The 21,515-nt window shown below is 62.6% G+C and carries 18 protein-coding genes; 15 read left to right on the top strand and 3 right to left on the bottom strand.

Annotated features, from left to right (window positions below):
- Window positions 1–81 precede the first annotated feature (81 nt).
- The 5 genes from VSR72_RS41315 to VSR72_RS41295 all read left to right on the top strand — a co-directional run bounded on the left by VSR72_RS41315 (window position 82) and on the right by VSR72_RS41295 (window position 6,322).
- Window positions 82–1,596 (top strand): sugar ABC transporter ATP-binding protein, encoded by a 1,515-nt coding sequence (locus tag VSR72_RS41315; protein WP_342957951.1) that lies wholly within the window; start codon window positions 82–84, stop codon window positions 1,594–1,596.
- Complete coding sequence (locus VSR72_RS41310; RefSeq protein ID WP_342957950.1) at window positions 1,593–2,633, top strand: ABC transporter permease; 1,041 nt, start codon at window positions 1,593–1,595, stop codon at window positions 2,631–2,633. The genes VSR72_RS41315 and VSR72_RS41310 overlap by 4 nt, the downstream gene beginning before the upstream one ends.
- Window positions 2,630–3,709, top strand: a complete 1,080-nt coding sequence (gene yjfF / locus VSR72_RS41305) for a galactofuranose ABC transporter, permease protein YjfF (protein ID WP_342957949.1) — start codon at window positions 2,630–2,632, stop codon at window positions 3,707–3,709. The genes VSR72_RS41310 and yjfF overlap by 4 nt, the downstream gene beginning before the upstream one ends.
- Window positions 3,710–4,095: 386 nt before the next feature.
- Window positions 4,096–4,668, top strand: a complete 573-nt coding sequence (locus VSR72_RS41300; RefSeq protein ID WP_342957948.1) for a hypothetical protein — start codon at window positions 4,096–4,098, stop codon at window positions 4,666–4,668.
- Window positions 4,669–4,771: 103 nt separating this feature from the next.
- The gene (locus VSR72_RS41295; protein WP_342957947.1) at window positions 4,772–6,322 is read left to right on the top strand and encodes a methyl-accepting chemotaxis protein; all 1,551 of its coding nucleotides are present in this window, start codon (window positions 4,772–4,774) and stop codon (window positions 6,320–6,322) included.
- An 89-nt stretch (window positions 6,323–6,411) separates the two neighbouring features.
- Here the strand turns inward: VSR72_RS41295 and VSR72_RS41290 are convergent, their stop codons facing one another.
- Window positions 6,412–6,630, bottom strand: coding sequence for an HAD-IA family hydrolase (locus VSR72_RS41290; protein WP_342957946.1), 219 nt, complete (start codon window positions 6,628–6,630; stop codon window positions 6,412–6,414).
- A 206-nt stretch (window positions 6,631–6,836) separates the two neighbouring features.
- Between VSR72_RS41290 and VSR72_RS41285 the strand changes: the two genes are divergently transcribed.
- The 5 genes from VSR72_RS41285 (at window position 6,837) to VSR72_RS41265 (ending at window position 11,261) form a co-directional block, all read left to right on the top strand.
- Window positions 6,837–7,955 (top strand): ABC transporter substrate-binding protein, encoded by a 1,119-nt coding sequence (locus VSR72_RS41285; RefSeq protein WP_342957945.1) that lies wholly within the window; start codon window positions 6,837–6,839, stop codon window positions 7,953–7,955.
- A gap of 20 nt (window positions 7,956–7,975) precedes the next feature.
- Window positions 7,976–8,911, top strand: coding sequence for an ABC transporter permease subunit (locus VSR72_RS41280; protein WP_342957944.1), 936 nt, complete (start codon window positions 7,976–7,978; stop codon window positions 8,909–8,911).
- The gene (locus tag VSR72_RS41275) at window positions 8,911–9,708 is read left to right on the top strand and encodes an ABC transporter permease (protein WP_342957943.1); all 798 of its coding nucleotides are present in this window, start codon (window positions 8,911–8,913) and stop codon (window positions 9,706–9,708) included. The genes VSR72_RS41280 and VSR72_RS41275 overlap by 1 nt, the downstream gene beginning before the upstream one ends.
- A 19-nt stretch (window positions 9,709–9,727) precedes the next feature.
- Window positions 9,728–10,798 (top strand): ABC transporter ATP-binding protein, encoded by a 1,071-nt coding sequence (locus VSR72_RS41270; RefSeq protein WP_342957942.1) that lies wholly within the window; start codon window positions 9,728–9,730, stop codon window positions 10,796–10,798.
- A gap of 145 nt (window positions 10,799–10,943) precedes the next feature.
- Window positions 10,944–11,261: a hypothetical protein gene (locus tag VSR72_RS41265; RefSeq protein WP_342957941.1), complete on the top strand. Its 318-nt coding sequence runs from the start codon at window positions 10,944–10,946 to the stop codon at window positions 11,259–11,261.
- Between the two features lie 209 nt (window positions 11,262–11,470).
- Here VSR72_RS41265 and VSR72_RS41260 read toward each other — a convergent pair whose 3' ends face one another.
- Both VSR72_RS41260 and speB read right to left on the bottom strand, forming a co-directional pair.
- On the bottom strand, window positions 11,471–13,831 hold the full coding sequence (locus VSR72_RS41260) for an EAL domain-containing protein (protein ID WP_342957940.1): 2,361 nt from the start codon (window positions 13,829–13,831) through the stop codon (window positions 11,471–11,473).
- 194 nt (window positions 13,832–14,025) lie between these two features.
- Window positions 14,026–14,979, bottom strand: coding sequence for an agmatinase (gene speB, locus VSR72_RS41255; protein WP_342957970.1), 954 nt, complete (start codon window positions 14,977–14,979; stop codon window positions 14,026–14,028).
- A 284-nt stretch (window positions 14,980–15,263) separates the two neighbouring features.
- Between speB and VSR72_RS41250 the strand changes: the two genes are divergently transcribed.
- The 5 genes from VSR72_RS41250 to VSR72_RS41230 all read left to right on the top strand — a co-directional run bounded on the left by VSR72_RS41250 (window position 15,264) and on the right by VSR72_RS41230 (window position 21,475).
- On the top strand, window positions 15,264–16,958 hold the full coding sequence (locus VSR72_RS41250) for a 5-guanidino-2-oxopentanoate decarboxylase (RefSeq protein ID WP_342957939.1): 1,695 nt from the start codon (window positions 15,264–15,266) through the stop codon (window positions 16,956–16,958).
- Window positions 16,955–18,460 carry an aldehyde dehydrogenase family protein gene (locus VSR72_RS41245; RefSeq protein ID WP_342957938.1) on the top strand — a complete coding sequence of 502 codons (1,506 nt, stop codon included), beginning with the start codon at window positions 16,955–16,957 and terminating at the stop codon, window positions 18,458–18,460. Before VSR72_RS41250 ends, VSR72_RS41245 begins: the two co-directional genes overlap by 4 nt.
- Window positions 18,461–18,606: 146 nt before the next feature.
- Complete coding sequence (locus VSR72_RS41240) at window positions 18,607–19,704, top strand: extracellular solute-binding protein (protein WP_342957937.1); 1,098 nt, start codon at window positions 18,607–18,609, stop codon at window positions 19,702–19,704.
- 5 nt (window positions 19,705–19,709) lie between these two features.
- Complete coding sequence (locus VSR72_RS41235; protein WP_342957936.1) at window positions 19,710–20,636, top strand: ABC transporter permease; 927 nt, start codon at window positions 19,710–19,712, stop codon at window positions 20,634–20,636.
- Window positions 20,633–21,475 carry an ABC transporter permease gene (locus VSR72_RS41230; protein WP_342957935.1) on the top strand — a complete coding sequence of 281 codons (843 nt, stop codon included), beginning with the start codon at window positions 20,633–20,635 and terminating at the stop codon, window positions 21,473–21,475. Before VSR72_RS41235 ends, VSR72_RS41230 begins: the two co-directional genes overlap by 4 nt.
- The last annotated feature ends 40 nt before the right edge of the window (window positions 21,476–21,515 follow it).

Here is a 21,515-nt window from a genome sequence, read left to right as displayed (position 1 = left end):
GCGGTCGGGAGCGTCGTTCCTGACCGCTCCGGCTCGTCCCTGACACCACTGGCGAGGCCGTCTGCGGATCTCGCGAACACCATGAATCCTCTACCCATTCTCGAAATGACCGGCATCGACAAGACGTTCCCGGGCGTCAAGGCGTTGCAGCAGGTCGATTTTCGGCTGTTCCCCGGCGAGATTCACACGCTGATGGGCCAGAACGGCGCGGGCAAATCCACGCTCATCAACGTGCTCACTGGCGTGTTCGCACACGATCGCGGCGAAATCAGTCTCGCTGGGAAACCGGTTCGCTTCACCGCGCCGCTGGATGCCGAAGCTGCCGGAATTCAGACGCTCTATCAGGAAGTGAACCTCTGCCCGAACCTTTCCGTGGCCGGGAACATTTTCGCCGGCCGACATCCGAAGAAGCGTGGAGCCATCGACTGGAAGGCGATCAATATTCAAGCGCGCGATGCACTCGCCGCGCTGGATCTTTTCATCGATGTCACGCATTCGCTGGACTCCTATCCCATTGCGGTCCAGCAAATGGTCGCCATTGCGCGCGCCGTTTCCGTCGACGCGAGCGTGCTCATTCTCGATGAACCGACGTCGAGTCTGGACGACGGCGAAGTCGCGCGGCTTTTCGCCGTGCTGCGCCGATTGAAGGCGTCGGGCATGGCGATTCTCTTCGTGACGCATTTTCTCGAACAGACCTATGCCGTCTCGGATCGCATCACGGTCATGCGCAATGGCGCGCGGGAAGGCGAGTATCTGGCGAAGGACTTACCCGTCGACCTGCTGGTGGCAAAGATGACTGGCCGGGAAGGCATGAGCGAGCCAATGAAGGAAGGCGCATCGGGCGGTCCGCAGCCGGACTCCGCGGCAGCGCCTTTTCTTTCCCTGAAGGGCGTAGGGCGACGCGGATTGATGAGTCCCGTCGATCTCGACGTCTGTCCCGGCCAGATCGTTGGCCTTGCCGGATTACTGGGTTCGGGCCGCACGGAAACCGCGCGGCTGGTGTTCGGCGCCGAACGCGCGGACACCGGAACGATGCTGATCGACGGGCGTAGCGCGAAGCTCACGTCCCCGCGAGACGCGGTCCGCCATGGGATCGCCTATTGCCCGGAAGATCGAAAAAAGGAAGGAATCGTAGCGGCGTTGTCGATTCGCGAAAACATCATCCTGGCCTTGCAGGCACGACGTGGGTGGTGGCGCATGCTCAGTTACGCCCGTCAAAGGAAAATGGCCGAGCAATACATCGCGCAGCTCGGCATCAAGGCGCGCGACGCGGAACAACCCATCGGGCTGCTGTCGGGAGGCAACCAGCAGAAGGTATTGCTCGCTCGCTGGCTCGCGACAGAGCCCAGGTTGCTGATCATGGATGAGCCGACGCGCGGCATCGACGTTGCCGCGAAGTTCGAGATCATGGACCGTGTCCGCTCGCTTTGCGCGAAGGGCCTCGCGATTCTCTTCATCTCTTCGGAAATGAGTGAGGTGGTGCGCGTCAGTCACAGGGTTGCCGTCCTGCGCGACCGCCGCAAGGTCGCCGAGATTGCGGGCGATCGTCTCTCGGAGGATCAGGTGTATCAACTCATCGCAGGAGGCCAGTCATGAAATCGATTCGCGCGCTGGCGCGGCATCCATTGATCTGGCCTGCCATCACACTCATCTTGCTGGTCCTCCTTGACGTTGCGCATCGCGCAAGCTTCCTCCGTGTGACAGTGCTGGACGGCCATCTTTTCGGCGCGCCGATCGATATTCTCAATCGTGCCGCGCCGCTCGTGATCGTCTCCCTTGGGATGACGCTCGTCATCGCGACGCGAGGCATCGACATCTCCGTTGGCGCGACGGTGGCGATTGCCGGCGCGACCGCGGCGATCATCCTCGAGGCGGATCCATCGCGCGTAGGCCTGGCGCTTGGCGCAGCGGTTGCCGTGGGGCTGCTTGCGGGGATGTGGAACGGTCTGCTTGTCGCGCTCGTTGGCATGCAACCGATCATCGCCACGCTAATCCTGATGGTCGCGGGGCGGGGCGTTGCGCAGCTATTGACGGGCGGCCAGATTATCCCCATCGGGGCGCCTGGCTACCTCAGGCTCGGCGATGGATATCTGGCAATGATTCCCTGCTCGGTCTGGATTGCGGCCGTCGTGACCGCGGTGCTCGCGCTCGTGGTGAACCGGACCGCACTCGGACTTTTCGTGCGCTCGATTGGCGTCAACCCTATCGCTACGCGGCTGGTTGGGCTGCGCTCCAGCGCGATCGTCTTCAGCGTGTACGTTATCTGCGGCTTGATGGCGGCGCTCGCCGGCATCATTGCCAGCTCGAACGTACGGAGTGCTGATGGAAACAACGCGGGCCTGCTGCTCGAACTCGACGCGATTCTGGCCGTAACGCTCGGTGGCACGTCGCTGCTTGGCGGCCGCTTCAGCCTTGGCGGCACCGTGCTGGGCGCCTTGATCATCCAGACGTTGACCTATACGACCTATTCGATCGGCGTCCCGCCGGAAGCCACGCTGGTTGTGAAGGCGGTCGTCGTGGTCGTGGTGAGTGTGATCCAGTCGGAAGTGGCGCGAGCCCTGTTTTTCAAGCCGCTGAAGCATCTTCTTTCGCCGGCGCGCCAACGCGCATCCACCGGAACGAGTACATCATGAGAAAGCTGACTAGCCGGCTGACTGATCCGAGAACCCTGCCTATCATCGCGACGATCGTGCTGTTCGCGGCGCTGTTCGGCTTTGGTTCCGTCATGTATACCGGCTTCTTTTCGATGCAGGTATTGACGGGGCTCTTCGTCGACAACGCATTCCTGCTTGTCGTGTCGATTGGCATGACGTTCGTGATCCTGTCGGGGGGCATCGACCTGTCGGTCGGCGCCGTGGTTGCCCTGACTACGATCCTGTGCGCTGTGGGCGCCCAGTGGCTGCATTGGCCCATCTGGGTCGTCGTGCCCATCGTGCTGGTATTCGGTGCACTCTATGGCGCGGCGATGGGTGCGCTGATTCACTTCTTCCGTCTGCAGCCGTTCATCATCACGCTCGCGGGGATGTTCCTGGCGCGCGGCGCGTGCTTCCTGATCACGACGGAATCCATCACGATCGACGAACCGTCGTTCCATGCGGTTGCGTCGCTGAACATTCCCGTCGGCGGCGGCTCCCTGAATGCGGGGTCGTTGATTGGCATTGCGATGCTCGTCGTGGCGATCTTCGTCGCCCACTTTACGCGCTTCGGGCGCAACGTCTATGCCATTGGCGGCAACGAGCGCTCCGCGCTGCTGATGGGCCTGCCGGTCGCAAGAACGAAGATAGCCGTCTATGCGTTGAGCGGCTTCTGCTCGGCGCTCGGCGGGGTGATCTTTACGCTCTACGTGCTTTCTGGCTACGGACTGCAGGCGCAAGGAATGGAACTCGATGCCATCGCCGCGACGGTGATCGGCGGAACACTGTTGACCGGCGGGGTCGGCTATGTCATCGGATCACTGTTCGGCGTCGGCATTCTCGGCACCATCCAGACGCTGATCACTTTCGACGGCACGTTGAGCTCATGGTGGACGCGCATCGTCATCGGCGCATTGCTGTGCGTGTTTTGCCTGCTGCAGCGGATCATCGAACGCCATGCCGGTCGCCGCCGCACAGGCGGCACGGGGCTCTCGCGGAAATCGACTGGACCATCGCACGGAGGCAAGCAGGGGCAGGGCGAGCGCGAGAGTGGTGATCTGGTCACGACGACCTGATCGGCTCAGGGCGAACGTCGGTCCGTCTGAATGAGGAGAAGAACGTGCTCGAAATACGGGAAGCAGATTTACGAACGCCTGTCTTCGGAAATGCGGGCCGGCCTGGCGAATCAGCGCAAGGCGCGGCCGGCAGGAGGCATCGGCAAACGACGCTTTCGAACGCCTGTCTGAGAGTCGACATAGAGGCAGGCAGCCACAGCGGGATTGCGCAATTCGAGTGGAATGACCGCGGAATGTGGACGCCCGTATTTCGATCGGCGCAGCGGCAGGGGCCTTTATCGGCTCCGTGCCGGCTAGCGTGTCAGCCGTCAATCTGGATTCCAGGCGCCACGAATGACTCGATGGATGACTGGAGGATCGACTCAGTCGCAGAAAGCTCGCTTCGCTTGCAAACCGAAGTCGCGCAACGGTACAGGGCGACCCAGACATACGCGCTTGAGGGGCCAACACTCGAAATAACCGTCGAATTCGAGAATAGGCGGCGCAAGCCAGTAGCGTGCGCAATCGAAATCAGGCCGGCACTCGTGCGGGATCCGGATACACGCATCAGCGCTCCGGCCGGCGGGATCTGGATTGCGCGAGGGAAGGGCGTGGCTCCGAGGCTCGTTCCCGCTCCGTTCGCGTGGCAATTCGGCGTGACCTATCCTTTGCCGCAGAAGGCAGTGGACCACGCATTCACGGGCTGGGGAGGGCGGGCGCTGGTCGAATGGCCTGCGCGGCAGTTTTCCCTTGCGATTGTGGGAAACACAGACTGTTATCGCCTTCGCGCGCTGCCGCAAGAAGATGCGTTTTTGTTCCAGTTGATGAATGATCGATCGGAACACGGCTGCGTTCGCGGCGGCGATGGCGTGAACGGGTTGACGAAGCTCGCTGCGGGAGAAACGCTCAGTCGGCGCGTGAGCTTCACAGTCGAACGACTTGCGTCGCTGACGAAAACCGCGCGCTACGCGACGCAGTAGCGGCGCGGTTCTGACGGCAAGCGTGGAATTTCATTCATATTATTAAAAAGTCATAGGACCCGTGTGAGAGGTCGATTTGACGCACCATGAATCGGGGGGAAGTATGCTCAAGGGGTTCAGTATCAAAAGCGGGTTGACCGGCGTAATTTCAGTGTTCGTCGCAATCCTCGCCGTGACGAGCGCCGCAGGCATTCTGGCGCTGAAACTGAATAACGATGCGCTGCGAGCCATGTATGAAGTCGATACTAGTTCATTGGTCGCGCTGAAGACGAGCGACGCCCTGCTTCAGCGTGCCCGCGTTTCGCTCGACAGTTACCTTTCGTTATATGGTCTGGGCGACCCACAGCCCGCCTTGCTCTCGGGTGCCCAACAGGATCTCAAGGATTCCGAAGTAGAGTTCTCCAGGTATTTGTCATTGCAACTGGCTGCGGACTCGGAGGTGGTGAAGCAGTTGACCGCGCGCCGCCGAACGGTGCTCGATGGGTCCGTCCTGCCGGCGGCTGACGCACTCAGTCATATGGATTTCGGCCATTTCAAGGAACTCCAGGGGAAGGCGACACAGGAGGCAGTGGCCGCATATCAGAGCGCGATGAAGGCGCGCGAGAGCGCGGTCGTCGACGGACAACGTGAGCGGTTTTCACAGGCGCAATCGCGCTTTCATTTGATGGTTGCGACGCTGGCTGGAACGTCGATATTCGCACTTGCAGTGGGAATCATCGCGAGGCAGATTCTCGTCGGCATCGTCGTGCGTCCAGTCGCTGAGATCAAGACCCACCTCGCACGCATTGCTTCAGGGAATCTGCAGGGTAACGTGCACGCCGAATCGCGCAATGAGATGGGCATGCTCATGGCTGACGTCCGGACAATGCAGGACGCGTTGGTGCGGACTGTGCGCAGCGTTCGCAGCGGGACGGAAACCATCAATGTCGGTGCGCAGGAGATTGCGTCCGGCAGCACAGACCTCTCGCGGCGAACCGAGCAGCAGGCAGCGTCGCTGGAACTCGCCGCTGCGAACATGGCCCAGTTGACGCAGGCAGTCAAGAAGAACGCGGCGACAGCCGACACCGTGAGCCGCCAGGCACTGGCGGCTTCGCAAACCGCATCTGCCGGTGGCGAAGTGGTTCACGAGGTCGTGCGGACGATGCAAGGCATATCGGTGCATTCGAGCAAGGTTGCCGAAATCGTCGGCCTGATCGAAAGCATCGCGTTTCAGACCAACATACTGGCGCTGAACGCCGCTGTCGAGGCGGCGCGCGCCGGAGAAACCGGGCGCGGATTTGCGGTGGTCGCGAGTGAGGTTCGAAGTCTTGCGCAGCGAAGCGCCCAGGCGGCCAAGGAGATCAAGCATTTGATCGACGCCACCGTCGGAAAGATCGACGAGGGTTCGCTGCTCGCGCAGAGGGCGGGCTCGATCATGACTGAGGTCGTGTCGTCCGTCACAGCGGTTAGCGGTCTGATGGCCGAGTTGCACCGGGCGACCCAGGAACAGAGCCACGACATCGAGCAGGTGAGCGGCGCAGTTGTGCAAATGGACACAACGACTCAACAGAATGCCGCACTCGTCGAGCAGGCTGCGGCCGCCGCCCAGTCGCTGAAGGAGCAGGCAGCGCTGCTGGACAATGTTGTTTCGGAATTCAAGCTTGCCTCATCCTGATATGGGATAGCCGGTGGCCCGAAATGGGAAGTTTGTGGCCCGTTCAGACGTGTCGACGCTCCTGCGCGGCCCCGATTTGAATCCAGACGTCAGCGATTCAACAGCCCACATTGGCGGAGTTCTTCGGCAAGCACCTTGTGCCCGGTAAAGACATGCCCGGTCAGGCCGGCCTTACGGGCGCCCGCCACATTCGCTTCAAGATCGTCAATAAATAGCGATTCCGAAGGAGCCGCACCCAGCGAGTCGATGCACTTCAGGAAGGTTTGGGTCGATGGCTTCGCCGCACTGAAGGATGCCGACGCGAACACTCATGACGGCCCTTCCGACACGTACGAAAAGCTCAATCGTGGGATCTGGCAATCAGGGTTTCGTCGGCGCGAAGGTATGCAGCCTGCATCCGCCAAAACGCGAAGTTACACGTTTTTGACAGCTTGCAAAATTCTGGATTTAAATCTAGCCTGCATCAGCAATCGGCGGATCTCTTCAACGCACTACCTTCCTTTCGGGAACAGCGATGACGATGAAGCGTATCTGGGCGGGCCGTGTCCTTTCGATCTCCGCAACGGCTGGACTGGCTGCGGGCGGCATCAACCCTGCATCGGCTGCACCACCGGACGCGCTCGTGGCCGCCGCGAAGCAGGAAGGGCAGTTGACCACGATCGCCCTGCCGCATGACTGGTGTGGGTACGGTTCGCTGATCGCCGCATTCCAGAAGAAGTACGGCATCCACGTCAACGAACTCAACCCTGATGCAGGCTCGGGGGACGAGATCGAAGCGATCAAGGCGAACAAAGGCAACAAGGGACCACAAGCGCCCGACGTGATCGACGTCGGCCTGTCGTTCGGACCGTCCGCGAAAAAAGATGGCCTGTTGCAGCCTTACAAGGTATCGACGTGGGATTCGATCCCGGCAGCTTCCAAGGATGCGGAAGGCTACTGGTACGGCGACTACTACGGCGTGCTTGCGTTCGAAGTCAACGCGGACATGATCGACAAGGCGCCGGCCGATTGGGGCGATCTGCTCAAACCGGAGTACCGCAATGCGGTCTCGCTCGCCGGCGACCCGCGCTCGGCGAATCAGGCCATTCAGGCGGTTTATGCCGCGGGCCTTTCGCAAGGCAAAGGCGATGCAACGAAGGCCAACCAGACGGGCCTCAAGTTCTTCGCCGATCTGAACAAGAGCGGCAACTTCGTGCCGGTGATCGGCAAGGCCGCGTCACTGGCGCAGGGCACGACGCCGATCATCGTGCGTTGGGACTACAACGCGCTCGCCGATCGGGACACGCTCAAAGGCAACCCGAAGGTACAAGTCATCGTGCCGAAGACAGGCGTGGTGGCGGGCGTCTATGTGCAGGCGATCAGTGCCTATGCGCCTCATCCGAATGCCGCGAAACTGTGGATGGAATACCTCTACTCTGACGAAGGGCAGCTCGGTTGGCTTGCCGGTTATTGTCATCCGATGCGCTACAACGAACTCATCACGCAGAAGAAGGTGCCGGCAGCGCTGCTCGCGAAACTGCCGCCTCCATCGGCCTACGGCAACGTGGTCTTTCCGACGCTCGAGCAGCAGAACGCCACGAAGGACGTCGTGACCAAAGGCTGGGATCAGGTCGTTGGCGCGAACGTGAAGTAGGCGCGCGCGAGACCGCCGGGATGAGCGCATCTCCGCAGCCAGACGCCTCGGGCCCGGACTTGCTGACGCCTGCCGGGCCCGCGCCGAAATCCGGTCCCGTGCGCGACAGTGGCGGTGCAAGCTGGCTGACCTATGCGGGCGTCGTGCCGTTTTTCGCATTCGCGCTGCTATTTCTTTTGTTGCCCACCGCTCTTCTGATGATCGGCGCGTTTCAGGATGCGCAGGGGCACTTCACGCTGGCGAATCTTCGCGAGCTGTTTGAACCAGCCGTACTCGATGCCTACTGGATCAGCGTGAAGGTGAGCGTCGCCTCCGCGACCGGCGGGGCCATCTTCGGCGCGCTGCTCGCGTGGGCCGCGGTGCACGGTCGGTTACCCACGTGGATTCGCCCAACGCTCATGACCTTTTCTGGCGTCGCGTCCAACTTCGCGGGGGTGCCGCTCGCCTTCGCGTTCATCAGTACATTGGGGCGCGTGGGTCTCGTGACGGTGCTCGCACGGAAATATCTCGGCTTCAATCTCTATTCCACCGGGTTCAGCATTCTGAGCTTCCTCGGGCTAACCATTACGTACCTCTACTTCCAGATTCCGTTGATGGTGCTCATCATCACGCCGGCGCTCGATGGCCTGAAACGCGAGTGGCGCGAAGCGTGCGACTGCCTTGGCGGCACGGCGGCGCAATACTGGCGCTACGTCGGTTTGCCGGTCCTCTGGCCGAGCTTTCTGGGTGCGGCCCTGCTGCTGTTTGCCAACTCGTTCGGCGCGGTCGCCACGGCTTACGCGTTGACCGGCAGTTCCCTCAACATCGTTCCGATCCTGCTCTTTGCGCAGATTCGCGGCGACGTGCTGCACAACCAGAATCTCGGTTACGCCCTCGCGCTCGGCATGATCGTAGTCACGGGCCTGTCCAACGGCGGCTACATCTGGTTGCGCGCGCGAGCCGAAAGGGGACGCTGATGAAATCGCAATCGCAATCGCGCGCGGGCGCTTGGATCACCGTGATCATCGGCACACTGTATTTTTTGATTCCGCTCGCCGCGACCTTCGAGTTCAGTCTGCGGATGCGTCGCGATACGTACAGCTTCGATGCATATCGCGTTGTCCTGGGAGATCCCCATTTCCAGGCTTCGTTCGGCTATTCGGTATTGATGGGGTTGCTCACCATCGTGATTGGCGTACTGCTCGTCGTGCCGACGGCGTATTGGGTGCAACTGCGCTTGCCGAAGCTTCGGCCGGTCGTGGAGTTCATCACCTTGCTGCCGCTCGTGATACCGGCCATCGTGATCGTCTTCGGCTACCTGCGCATCTACAGCAGCAGTTCGATTTTGCCGTTCACCAGTAACGAACGCGCGACCGATCTGCTACTCGTATTCGGTTACGTCACGCTATCGCTGCCTTATATGTACCGCGCCGTCGATGCGGGTATGCGCGCCGTTGATGTGCGCTCGCTGACCGAGGCCGCCGAGTGTCTCGGCGCGGGCTGGACGACGATCCTTTTCCGCGTGATTTTCCCGAACGTGCGCTCGGGAATTCTGTCTGGCGCGTTCCTGACGTTCGCCGTGGTGATCGGCGAATTCACGATCGCGAGCCTGCTGGATCGCCCGGCGTTTGGACCGTATTTGCAACTGATCGGCGCGAACCGCGCTTACGAGCCCTCGGCGCTGGCGATCATCGCCTTCATTGTCACGTGGGCATCGATGGGATTGATCCAGGTGTTCGGCTCGGCGCGCGCGCTGGCCGGCCATAAAACTTGAGCCGGTGAGGCCGCGACCCATGGCATTTCTCGAGATCGACAATCTCCACAAGGCGTTTGGGGCGAATGTTGCGGTGCATCAGTTCGACATGAACATCGCGCAAGGCGAATTCATCACCTTTCTCGGCCCGTCGGGCTGCGGTAAGACGACTGTACTGCGCATGATCGCCGGATTCGAAACGCCCACGCGCGGCGCGATCCGCCTGAATGGTCGTGACGTCACGCGTGTGCGCACGCGCGATCGCGCCGTCGGCATGGTGTTCCAGTCCTATGCGTTGTTTCCGAACATGACGGTGGCGCAGAACATCGGCTTCGCGTTGAAGGTCGCAAAGCGTTCGGAGAAGGAGATGAGCGGGCGTGTTGCAGAGATGCTGGAACTCATCAAGCTGCCGCATCTCGCCGGGCGCTATCCGTGGCAATTGTCCGGTGGGCAGCAACAGCGTGTGGCCCTGGCCCGTGCGCTCGCAAGCAAGCCTCAAGTGCTGCTGCTCGACGAACCGCTTTCCGCGCTCGACGCAAAAATTCGCGTCTCGTTGCGCGAAGATATACGGGCACTGCAGCGTGAACTTGGCATCACGTCGATCTTCGTCACGCACGATCAGGAAGAAGCGTTGTCGATGTCGGACCGCATCGTCGTAATGAACGACGGGCGTGTCGAGCAAGTGGGTGCGCCGCTCGATATATACAATTTTCCGCGTACACGCTTCGTTGCGACGTTCGTGGGAACGCTCAATATCCTGGCCGGGCGTGTGATCGATCCTGCAACGGGGCGCATTGCCGTTGACGGTCAGGAACTGGTGACATCGCGGCCGCTCCCATCGGACGATGCCGGCAAGGAGCGTGTGCTGGCGTTGCGTCCCGAGGCAATTCTGCTGGAGCCGCCATCGACTGACCGCAACTCGCTGGCGGCGACGGTTGAAGAGATCAGCTTCCTCGGTTCCGTGGTGCGTATTCGCGCGCGGGTTAGCAGCGCAATCGTCACCCTCGATGTCTTCAACGATCCGAACCGGATCCTGCCCGAACGCGGGCAGCCAGTTGCTCTTGGCTTTTCGCACGACAATCTGCTTGTGCTGGATGAGAGCGTGCACTAGTAGGGATTGCTGATCGATAGTTTCATGCAGACAGATTTAAAGTGCTCTACGGGTAGTGATGTGCTGGACAACTTCCGATACGCATCGTAACTGCCGAACTCGCGAGGGGATACACTGTAACTTGCGATGGATACAGGAGGCGGAGATGATGAATTCTGACCCCCAAAGCACTTTCCGAGGGCTACCGCTTACGCCGGAGCAGGACGCGGAAGTGCGGCACTATATCAAGGTCCGTACGCAGCACGGTTTGCCCTGGGATACGGCGGAACTGCGCGCGATGCTCAGGGATATGCTGCAGCCCCCAGTTGACGACAACGGTGATGTTGATCCGGCAGCGGCCGAAATGAAAGGAGCCGCCGAACGTGCGACGGGATTGGTCGACGAGGAGATTGACCCCATCGAGGCGAATGAGGAGCAAAACGCGGCGATGGAGTCGGAGTGGATGAAAGGACCCAGACGTTAGGACTGCGAGCACTCATTTTTGTCGCTCGGGCCTCGGGTTTTGGAGTGCGCAAGAATGAGGATCACGATCGTTGATTCGTAGAACTGAAGTCTGTGACGCTCGGGAAGTCACCGCCTTTTTCTTCCGGAAAGGTAGAAGGAGGTGTGACGCCACCACGCCAAAGAACAGACGATTGTCTCAGCTGGACCGAAATGGGCGAAGGCGTCATTTCACCGTCGCGATGATCCCGTTATGTGCCCCTGCCGCAGCAGCGCACCGGCTTGCGCACCGCTCACCGCCCGGCTGAAGTGAAAGCCTTGTGCCTTCGTCGCCCGATTGGTGTCGGCGAGGAACAGACGCTGCTGCTCGGTCTCCACCCCCTGCGCAATGACGCCCATGCCGGCTTCGCGCGCGAGGTTGACAATGGCCTGGATCGTCGCCGCCCCTGCAGGATCACTGGCGAGCCGCTGGACGACGGATCGGGCGATCTTCAAATGGTTCACCTCACATTTGCGGGCATAGTCGAAGGTCGCGAATTCGTCGCCGAAACCGTCGATGGCGATCTTCACGCCTAGTTTGCGCAGCGCGCTCAGCACGTCGTTGTGCGCCCACGTGAGACGGGTCAGGGTTGCCTCCGTTACGTCAAACTCCAGATCGGATGCGGCCAGCCGCCATTTCGCGATGGTGCCGGCCACGTCGCGAACGAAAGCCTCCCCTCTGAGGAGTTCGCACCAGGACAGGTTGACCGTGACCATCAGCGGGGCGATTCCTTCGTCGCGCCATGCCCTCATCTGGCGGCATGCCTGCTCCAGCACCCAGTGGCCGAGCGTCGCCATGTGGCCGGCCTGCTCAGCGACCGGCATGAAGTCGTCCGGAGCAAACTCGCCGCGCGTCGGGTGATGCCAGCGCACCAGAGCCTCCATCCCGATGATGTTTCCTGAAGACAACTCCACTTCGGGCTGATAGTGCAGTTCCAACTCGCCACGATCCGCCGCACCGCAGAATTCTTCGGCGAGCGTCATCCGTTCGCGCACGGTCTCATCAAGCTCCCGCGTAGGGAAGCAGTACCGGTTGCCGCCCGTACGCCGGGCACGCTGGAGCGCCAGATCAGCCAGCCCGAGCAGTTCCTGCGCACCGCCGCTGCCATGCACGTACGGACATACACCAATACTGGCGGTCATGCGGACCTCGCTGCCGCCGAAGTACCAGGCCGCCGCCAGCGCCGTGCGGATTCTCTGCGCGAGGACGCCTGCATCGACGGGCTCGGACGCCTCGGCTTGCAACACGGCAAATTCGTCGCCACCGACCCGCGCCACCAGATCCCGTTCGCCCGCGCAGGCGGTCAGGCGCTTCGCGACCTCTTGCAGCAGCCGGTCGCCGACCGGCCGGCCGAGCGTGTCATTGACGGACCCGAAATGATCGAGGCCCAAATGCAGGACTGCAAATGGTATTGCGCCACGCCCGGCAGCCGCCATCGCATGGCGCACCCGGTGCGTGAAGGCCACCCCGTCTATCAGCCCGGTAAGCACATCGGTGCCTGCAAGCGATACGACGCTCGCTTCCGCCGCCCGCTTTCCAGTCAGGTCGAGCATGAGCCCTTCCACCTCGATGAGCCGACCGTCGACGTCACGCACCGGGATGAACCGGTTCTCGACCCAACGGCAGTGACCGTCGCCCGTGCGCAAGCGGAACTCGACGGTTGCCTGTGTGACACGCCTGTCCAGTACGCGCGCCATGACAGCCTCGACTTCCGGCCAGTCGCGTGGGTCAACCAGCCCTGGTAGTCCGGCAGGCGAGGCCAGCACGGCGTCGCGATCGTGCCCGAATCGGACGATGTCGTGCGAGATTTCGAGGAGCGGCAGTGCAGGCTCTCCACGCAGGCGGTAAAACACAACCGGTCCGTTGACCGAGAGGATGTTCGCCTCGTCGAGTGCGTCGGCCCACTGCTCGACGGGGTCAATCCAGGAAGCGGCGGGGGCGCCGGTGCGCCACTTCGCAGCCAGCACGCCTTCAATGTGACGGATGGCTGTTGTGCTCAACGGCTCGCCCAGAGCGAGCAGACGATCTGCTGATCCGAGTCGTCTGGCCAGGAACTCCCGGGCGACGAAGGCGTGTGCGCCCACGAGAGCGAACTGCAAATGCGCATCGGCACGCCAGAGCCGCCCGACGGTCCGGACGACGTCCCCTCCGGGCAACCTGCGTGCGCTCACGAACACCATCGCATAAGGCCGTGCATGGGCAATCGCACGCACGGCCCGCGTGAACGCGTCGCTGCCCGATCGCGCGGCCTCGATCTGGAACGCCGTGTGCGCGACCCCCGTGCCACCAGACAAGCGGGGCTGAACCGCCGCAGACACGGTTTTGCCTTCTGGCGGGCCAGCAAGCAGCTTGCGAAGATCCTGTGCAAGCGCCGCGTCGTCGTCGATGACGAGAATGCGATGACAGGCCGGGGCGGTCTTTCGGCTCGTCAGAGTCTCGTCGTGGCGCCGAAGCTCGGTTGCCGACGGAATCCGCGTAGCCGTTGCCGTGCGCCCGACGCGTTGCGAGCCCCGCCTCGATGGCCAGTGTGGCACGTTGTGAACCGAAGCCATGATCACCCCCCGTGTGAATGACGAGGCAGGGTGGATAACGCCATCCGGGCGGCGAGGCATGCCTTGCTCAAACCAGCAGGACGAGCCCATCTCGTCAGACAAATATCAGTATAGTTATTGTTTGCCGTTCACGACTACCTATCCACTGCGCGAACCTGGCGATACTCCGCGGGAAGCTGGTGTTGCACCCGCGATCAGGCGCGGCGCTTTACGCCAGGGAGCACGCACAGCATTTCGTAGGCGATATTGGCGCCAAGCAGCGCGGTGGTGCCGAACGGATCGTACGGCGGCGCGACTTCCACTACATCAGCACCCACCAGATCGAGCCCCCATGCGCCGCGAACGATTTCGAGCGCCTGCGGCACCGTCAAGCCTGCGATCTCCGGCGTGCCGGTACCGGGTGCGTATGCTGGGTCGATACCGTCGATATCGAAACTCAGATACACCGGCCCACCTCCCACGCGCTCGCGCACCTCTGCCATCAGCGGTTCGAGCGAGCGGTTCCAGCATTCCTCGGCCTGTACCACGCGAAAACCCTGCTCGCGACACCAGTCGAAATCTTCGGCGGCGTAGCCCGTGCCGCGCAGACCGATCTGCACCACACGCTGGCAGTCAAGCAGGCCTTCTTCGACTGCACGGCGAAACGGTGTGCCGTGCGCAATCTTCTCGCCCATCATCGTGTCGTTGACGTCCGCGTGCGCGTCAACGTGAATCAGGCCGACCTTGCCGTGCTTGCCATGAATGGCACGCAGAATTGGCAGCGTGATCGTGTGGTCTCCGCCTAGTGTGATCGGCATTGCGCCGTGCCGCAGGATGGCGTCGTAGGCAGCTTCGATCCGGGCGATCGAATCGAGCAGGTTGTATGGATTGATCGCGATGTCGCCGATATCCGCGACACGCAGCGAATCGAACGGCGCAGCGCGTGTCGCCATGTTGTACGGGCGCAGCAACGCAGATTCTGCGCGAATCTGGCGCGGCCCGAAGCGCGCGCCGGTGCGGTTCGATGTGCCCAGATCGAAAGGCACACCGACGAAGCACGCATCGAGCCCTTCGGCATTCAGCACGTTGGGCAGTCTCATCATCGTCGCGATCCCACCGCAGCGAGGCATCGCGTTGCCGCTCAGAGGCTGGAAGAATTCGGTAGCCATCATGTCTCCTGTCGCATTCGATGAAGGCATTCTCCGCGCGACAGCGGGACACGAACAATCGATAAATTTTCATGTGACGCATGTCCACCGGTCATGAACTGGCGTAAACCCTTGCGCTCCACAGGCCCCTGGTTATGCAAGAAGCTCATGCACCTCATGAAAACTTATCGATTGTCCGTGCCGCATGGCACCGCCGAGAATGGTTTGGACAACGACGCAGATGCGGCTAGGGCGACTCGACCCGCATCCGCATCTGGCGGTACCAACCAGGAAAGCGACAATCCATGAACTATCCGGAATTCACCGCCCGCTTCGAGGAAGCCGGCGCGAGGCCAAGCGAATGGCCAGATACAAGCCGCCTGACTTGCGGAGAGGCGCTCGTCACCCTGCTTGAAGGATATGGTGTCCAGTACGTTTTCGGGATTCCGGGCGTGCATACGGTCGAGCTGTATCGGGGTCTCGCTGCATCGTCCATTCGCCACGTCACGCCGCGCCATGAGCAGGGCGCGGGCTTCATGGCCGACGGCTATGCACGCGTGACCGGGAAACCTGGCGTGTGCTTCATCATCACCGGGCCGGGCATGACCAACATTGCGACCGCGATGGCGCAGGCTTATGCCGACTCCATTCCGATGCTGGTGATATCGAGCGTCAATGCACGCCGCGAACTCGGTAGCGGAGACGGACGCCTTCACGAGCTGCCGTCGCAGCGCAACGTGTTCGCAGGGCTCACGGCGTTCTCGCATACGCTGCTCGATGCGGCGGAATTGCCTCAGGTGCTGGCCCGCGCGTTTGCCGTTTTCGGCGGAGCGCGGCCGCGACCCGTGCACATTGAGATTCCACTGGACGTGATCGTCGCGCCGGCTCGTGGCATGAACCTGACGCCCGCGGCGCTGCCAGCGAAGCCGGCAGGATGCCCGGGGTCCCTCGAAACGGCGTCGGAGTTGCTCGCCACGGCGCGACGGCCGCTGATTCTCGCCGGTGGCGGCGCGCAGCACGCCGCGACCGAACTGCAGGAGCTCGCCGAGTGCCTGCAAGCGCCGGTTGCGCTGACGATCAACGCCAAGGGATTGCTGCCCCAGGGGCACCCGCTGCTGATTGGCTCGACGCAATCGCTGCCGCCCACGCGCGCGCTCGTGCGCGAAGCGGACGTCGTGCTCGCGGTCGGCACCGAGCTGGGCGAAACCGACTATGACGTGGTGTTCGACGGCGGCTTTTCGATCGATGGCCGGCTGATCCGCATCGACATCGACGCGCCGCAACTGATGCGCAACTTCAATCCCGACGTGGCCGTCGTTGCCGATTCGCGGCAGGCGCTCGGCAGCCTGTCGACGCGGCTGCACGAGCGCATCATGCCGCCGCGCCAGCGCGACTGGGGCGCGCAGCGGGTTGCGCTCGCGAGGCAGGCCGTGGAGGCAAGCTACGACGCGCCGACGCGCTCGCAGAGACGCCTTGTCGCTACGGTCACTGCCGCGTTGCCCCGCGTCATCATCGCGGGCGACTCGACCAGCCCCGTGTATGCGGGCAACTTCGTGCACGACGCACCGGAGCCGCGTTCGTGGTTCAACTCGTCGACCGGCTACGGCACGCTGGGCTATGGGCTGCCCGCGGCGGTTGGCGCGAAGCTTGCCGCGCCCGATCGCCCCGTGGTTTGCCTGATCGGCGACGGCGGCCTGCAGTTCACGCTGCCGGAACTCGCCAGCGCAGTTGAAGCCAGAGTGCCCATTGTGGTTCTCTTATGGAACAACTTTGGCTACGGCGAGATACGCCGCTACATGACGGCGCGCGACATCGTGCCGGTCGGCGTCGATATTCACACGCCCGACTTTCTCGCGCTGGCACGCGGTTTCGGTTGCGTGGCTTCTCGCGTGGATACACCCGATGCACTTGCTGAACAGTTGCAACAGGCAATGTCGCGCGATGTCCCCACCGTCATCGAAGTGAACGAAGCCGACTGGTTTGCGCGGGTGCCAGCATGAAACAGCATGAATGGCTCGAGTCTGGCGCTGCGCTGCGAACGCAGCTCCTTATCGATGGGTTCTGGTGCGCAGGTGAGTGCGGACAGCGCTTGCCGGTGGTCAATCCATCGACCGAAGAAACGATTGTGGAGGTCGAGGCCGGCAACGCAGCCGATGTCGATTGCGCGGTACGTGCCGCCGCACAGGCCTTCCGCACCTGGAAAAAGACCACAGGCGCGCAACGCGCCATGTTGCTTCGAGCGATTGCTCGCGGCGTGCACAGCCGGCGCGAGCACCTGGCGGCGCTCCAGTCGCTCAACAACGGCAAACCGCTGGACGAAGCGCGAATCGACGTGAGTGACGTCGTCGCCACGTTCGAGTACTACGCGGGTCTGGCTGAGCAGCTGGACGACGTCGGCGAGTCCGCGGTGGCAATTCCCAGCGACGAGTATCGGGCGACCATCCGGCGCGAACCAGCAGGCGTCGTCGCACTGATCGTGCCGTGGAACTTCCCGATGGTCACGACGGCGTGGAAGCTCGCACCTGCGCTTGCGGCGGGCTGCACGGTCATTCTCAAGCCTTCCGAGATAACGCCGCTGCCCGAGCTGGAACTCGCGGCGATCATCGCGGATGCCGGCGTGCCGAGAGGCGTGCTCAACGTCGTGACGGGCACGGGCACCGAAGTGGGGGCGCCGCTTGCCGCACACCCGCTTGTCGCGAAGGTGTCCTTCACCGGGAGCACTGCGGTAGGCGCTCAGGTCATGAAAACCGCGGCGGATACGATCAAGGGCGTGAGTCTGGAGCTGGGCGGGAAGTCCTCCATCATCGTGTTCGCCGATGCGGATCTCGATCTCGCCACCGACCTGGTTGCAGGCGGCGCGTTCTTCAATGCCGGCCAGATGTGCTCGGCCACTTCGCGTGTGCTGGTCGAGCGATCGATAGCGGACGCGTTGGCCGCGCGTCTCGCAGACCGCGCAACGCGCATGGTCGTGGGCGATCCATTCAAGCCCGGCGTACAGATGGGGCCTCTCACCAACCGCGCGCAGTACGAACGCGTGCAGCGGTACATCGCGCGCGGCAAGGCCGATGGCGCGCGGCTCGTGATCGAAGGCGAGGCGCCAGCCGGTCCCGGCTACTTCGTAAGACCGACGATATTCGTCGATATGCCAACCGAAAGCCCGCTGTGGCGCGAAGAAGTCTTCGGTCCCGTGCTGTGCATGCGCAGTTTCGATACCGAAGACGAGGCCGTCGGTGCCGCCAACGATACCGAGTTCGGCCTGGTCGCCACGGTCGTCACGCGCGACGCAGGGCGGGGCAGGCGGGTGGCGGACGAACTGGAAGCGGGCGTTGTGTGGATCAACGCGCCGCAGGCGATCTTTCCTCAGACCTCATGGGGAGGTTACAAGCGCAGCAGCATTGGGCGCGAACTGGGTCCGTTCGGGCTCGCGGCCTTCCAGGAAATCAAGCAGATCCTCATGTCTACCGGGGGCGCCGCCGGTCCGGAATGCGCTCGCGGCGCATGAGTATTTGTCATGGCGCGCATGCAGAGATTTCGTTTGTTGCAGGTTTTTGACGCACGTAGAGTCAATTCACGGCGCACGTTTGCGTGATTTTTGGTGATGGCAGCGCGCTTCAGGCCGCGGCCGTACGATTCGATCAGGAGATGACCATGCAGGGGATCAAGCTGGGGAGAAGGCAGGCCATTAAGGCAATCGGCACGGCTATGGCGGCATCGGCGTTGCCCATGCCATTCATCAGTACTGCCAGGGCACAGGAGAAGAGCTACGCGGGCAAGACCCTGCGGCTGCTCACCTGGTCCGACGATACCGGCGCGGCGGCCCTGCGCAACATCGCCGCTACGTTCAGCCAGAAGACCGGCGCGCAGGTGATTGCCGACCGCGCAGATGGCACGTCCGGCATGGTCGCGAAGCTCAAGGCGGCCGGCGACCGGCCGACCTACGACGTGATCACGCTTGCCGGGGTCGGCGCTTCGGGTCTTGCCGATGCAGGTCTGCTGATGAAGCCGGACCTGAACAAGCTGCCCAACCTGAAGGACGTCGCGCCGCAATACCGGACAGGCGCCAACGGTTTCGGTGTCGGCTACCTGCTGTGGTCGGACGGTCTTATCTACAACACGTCCACTGTGAAAACCGCGCCCTCGACGTACGAAGCACTTTGGGATCCGAAGTATGCGGGCCGCCTGTTCCTGCCGCCGCCCGAGTGGGCAGAAGCGGTTGACCTGGCGATCATCGCGGCGAAGATGGCTGGCGGCTCCCAGCAGAATATCGATCCGGGCTTCAAAAAGCTCGCCCAGTTGAAGGACCGCGTGCTGACGCTCGGCGAAAACCCGAACCAGGTCGCCGATCTGTTTCGCACCGGCTCGCTCGATATTGGCGGCATCTATGCGCCGGCATTCTTCCCGGAGCAGATCCGCAAGCCCGAGTACAAGATGGCCGTGACCTACGGCATGAAAGAGGGCTTCGCGACCCAGTTGATGTTTACGGTGATTCCGAAGTCGCATCCCGGCGATAGCGATCTCATCCACGCGTTCATCAACCATTCTCTCGATTCTGGTGTGCAGGGCCGCATGGCTGCCGACGTGCTCAACGGTCCCGTGAACTCCCGCGCGATCATTCCTGCAGAGAGCCGCGCCTTCGTACCGTCGCCGCAGCAGATCGCCGAGAAGGCCGTGCTTCACGACGACAAGGCGCTCGCCGCGTTGCAGCCTGCGTGGATCAAGCGTTTTACCGAGATCTTTTCCGCGTGAGCGCCATGTCAGCACTCTCTTCACGCCGTGCGGGCGCGCGGGCAACCGCCGGGGAGTCGCCGGCGCAAGACAGCACTGCCACGACGCTGCCGCGCGTGCCGCCATTGCTGCTCCTTGCGCCGATCCTCGCGTTTCTCGCCGTGCTGATCGCGGCGGCACTTGCGGTTCTGCGGATGAGCTTCGGAGTCCCAGGCAACGAGTGGCATGCCTTCACCCTGCAGAATTACGTGGACCTTGGGGACGCCTACTTCCTGCGCTCGCTCTGGCTGACCTTGCGGCTTGCCTTCCAGAGCATGATCGTCGCTGTCGTGCTGGCGATTCCCGTCGCGCTCGCAATGGCGCGTACTCAGTCGCGCACAGCACGGCGCCTCCTGCTCGCCGGCGTGCTCCTGCCGCTGCTGGTCAACCTGCTGCTGCAGGGCTATGGGTGGCTCGTGATGCTGGGGCCCGCTGGACTCGTCAATCACGCGCTCATGAGCACGGGACTGATCCAGCGCCCCGTGATGTGGCTGTATCGCGAGAATGGTGTGCTGCTCGGACTGATACAAACGGCGTTTCCGCTCGCCGTTCTGCCGATCTCCAGTGCAATGCGCGCGGTCTCGCGCTCGTACGAGGAAGCGGCGGCTACCCTCGGCGCGAGCCGGTGGCAAACGCTGCGCCACGTCATGCTGCCGCTGGCGATGCCTGGCATCGTCTCAGGTGCGTTGCTCGTGTTCGCGTACAACGCCAGCGCATTCGCCGTGCCATTGCTGCTGGGCGGCCGCCGGGTGCCGATGCTCGCCGTGCTGGTGCACGACCAGGTGGCGCCGCTGCTGAACTGGCCCGCCGCATCCGCTTCGGGTGTCGTTCTGATGGCCGCGACGCTTGCGGTGATGGCGATCTCGCAACGACTGGTGCGCAACCTGCAACGCCACGCGGAGACCCGCTCATGAACGCCCTGCGTATCCCCCTGACGATGCCCGGTCGACTCAGCCGCGTGACCGGCCTGCTGGCGGCGATCGTCCTCTTTCTCGCCGCGCTGCCGATCCTGACGATGATCACGATGTCGTTCGGCAATTCCGACACGCTCGAATTTCCGCCGCAGAGTTTCGGCTTTCACTGGTATCGGGCCGCATGGCACACCTTCGTGTCGCCCGATGCGAGCGACGTGCTGTCCATGGGCACTGCGCTCTCGACGAGCCTCATCGTCGCGGTTTCGACGATGTTCATCGCCACTGCCGTTTCCGTGCCCGCTGCCTATGCGCTGTCGCGTTACCGCTTTCGCGGCAAGGCCGTGATCGAGCAACTGGTCGCGCTGCCGCTGGTGTATCCGCTCGTGATGCTGGGGCTTTCGCTGCTGCTTGTATTCAACGTCTTGCCGGTGGAGTTGGGCATGGGGCGGCTCATCATTGCGCACGTGATCCTTGCGCTGCCGTTCACGGTAAAGAACTGCGCCGCATCGGTTGCGTCGATCGGACCGGAGTTCGAGGAAGCGGCCTGCGTGATGGGCGCGAGCCCGCGGCGTGCGCTCGTCGACGTCGTGCTGCCGCTCATGCGTCCCGGAATTCTCGCCGGCATGCTGTTTGCGTTCATCATTTCGTTTAACGAATTCACGGTGACGTTCTTCCTCTACGGCATCAACACGATGACGCTGCCTGTCTGGCTTTACAGCCGCACGGTTTCGTCGCTCGACCCAACGGTGTTTTCGTTCGCGGTCTTCATCGTCCTGATCGACTTTGCCTTGATCTGGCTGCTCGAAAAGCTCGTCGGCGACGAAGGCGTGGCGCTTTGATTGCCGCTTCTCTCGCGATCCCTGGGCACAAAGGAACTCT

Origin of the sequence: Paraburkholderia sp. JHI869 (assembly GCF_038900775.1) — a bacterium.
Taxonomy (GTDB): Bacteria; Pseudomonadota; Gammaproteobacteria; order Burkholderiales; family Burkholderiaceae; genus Paraburkholderia.
This window is presented reverse-complemented; position numbering and strand designations above follow the sequence as displayed.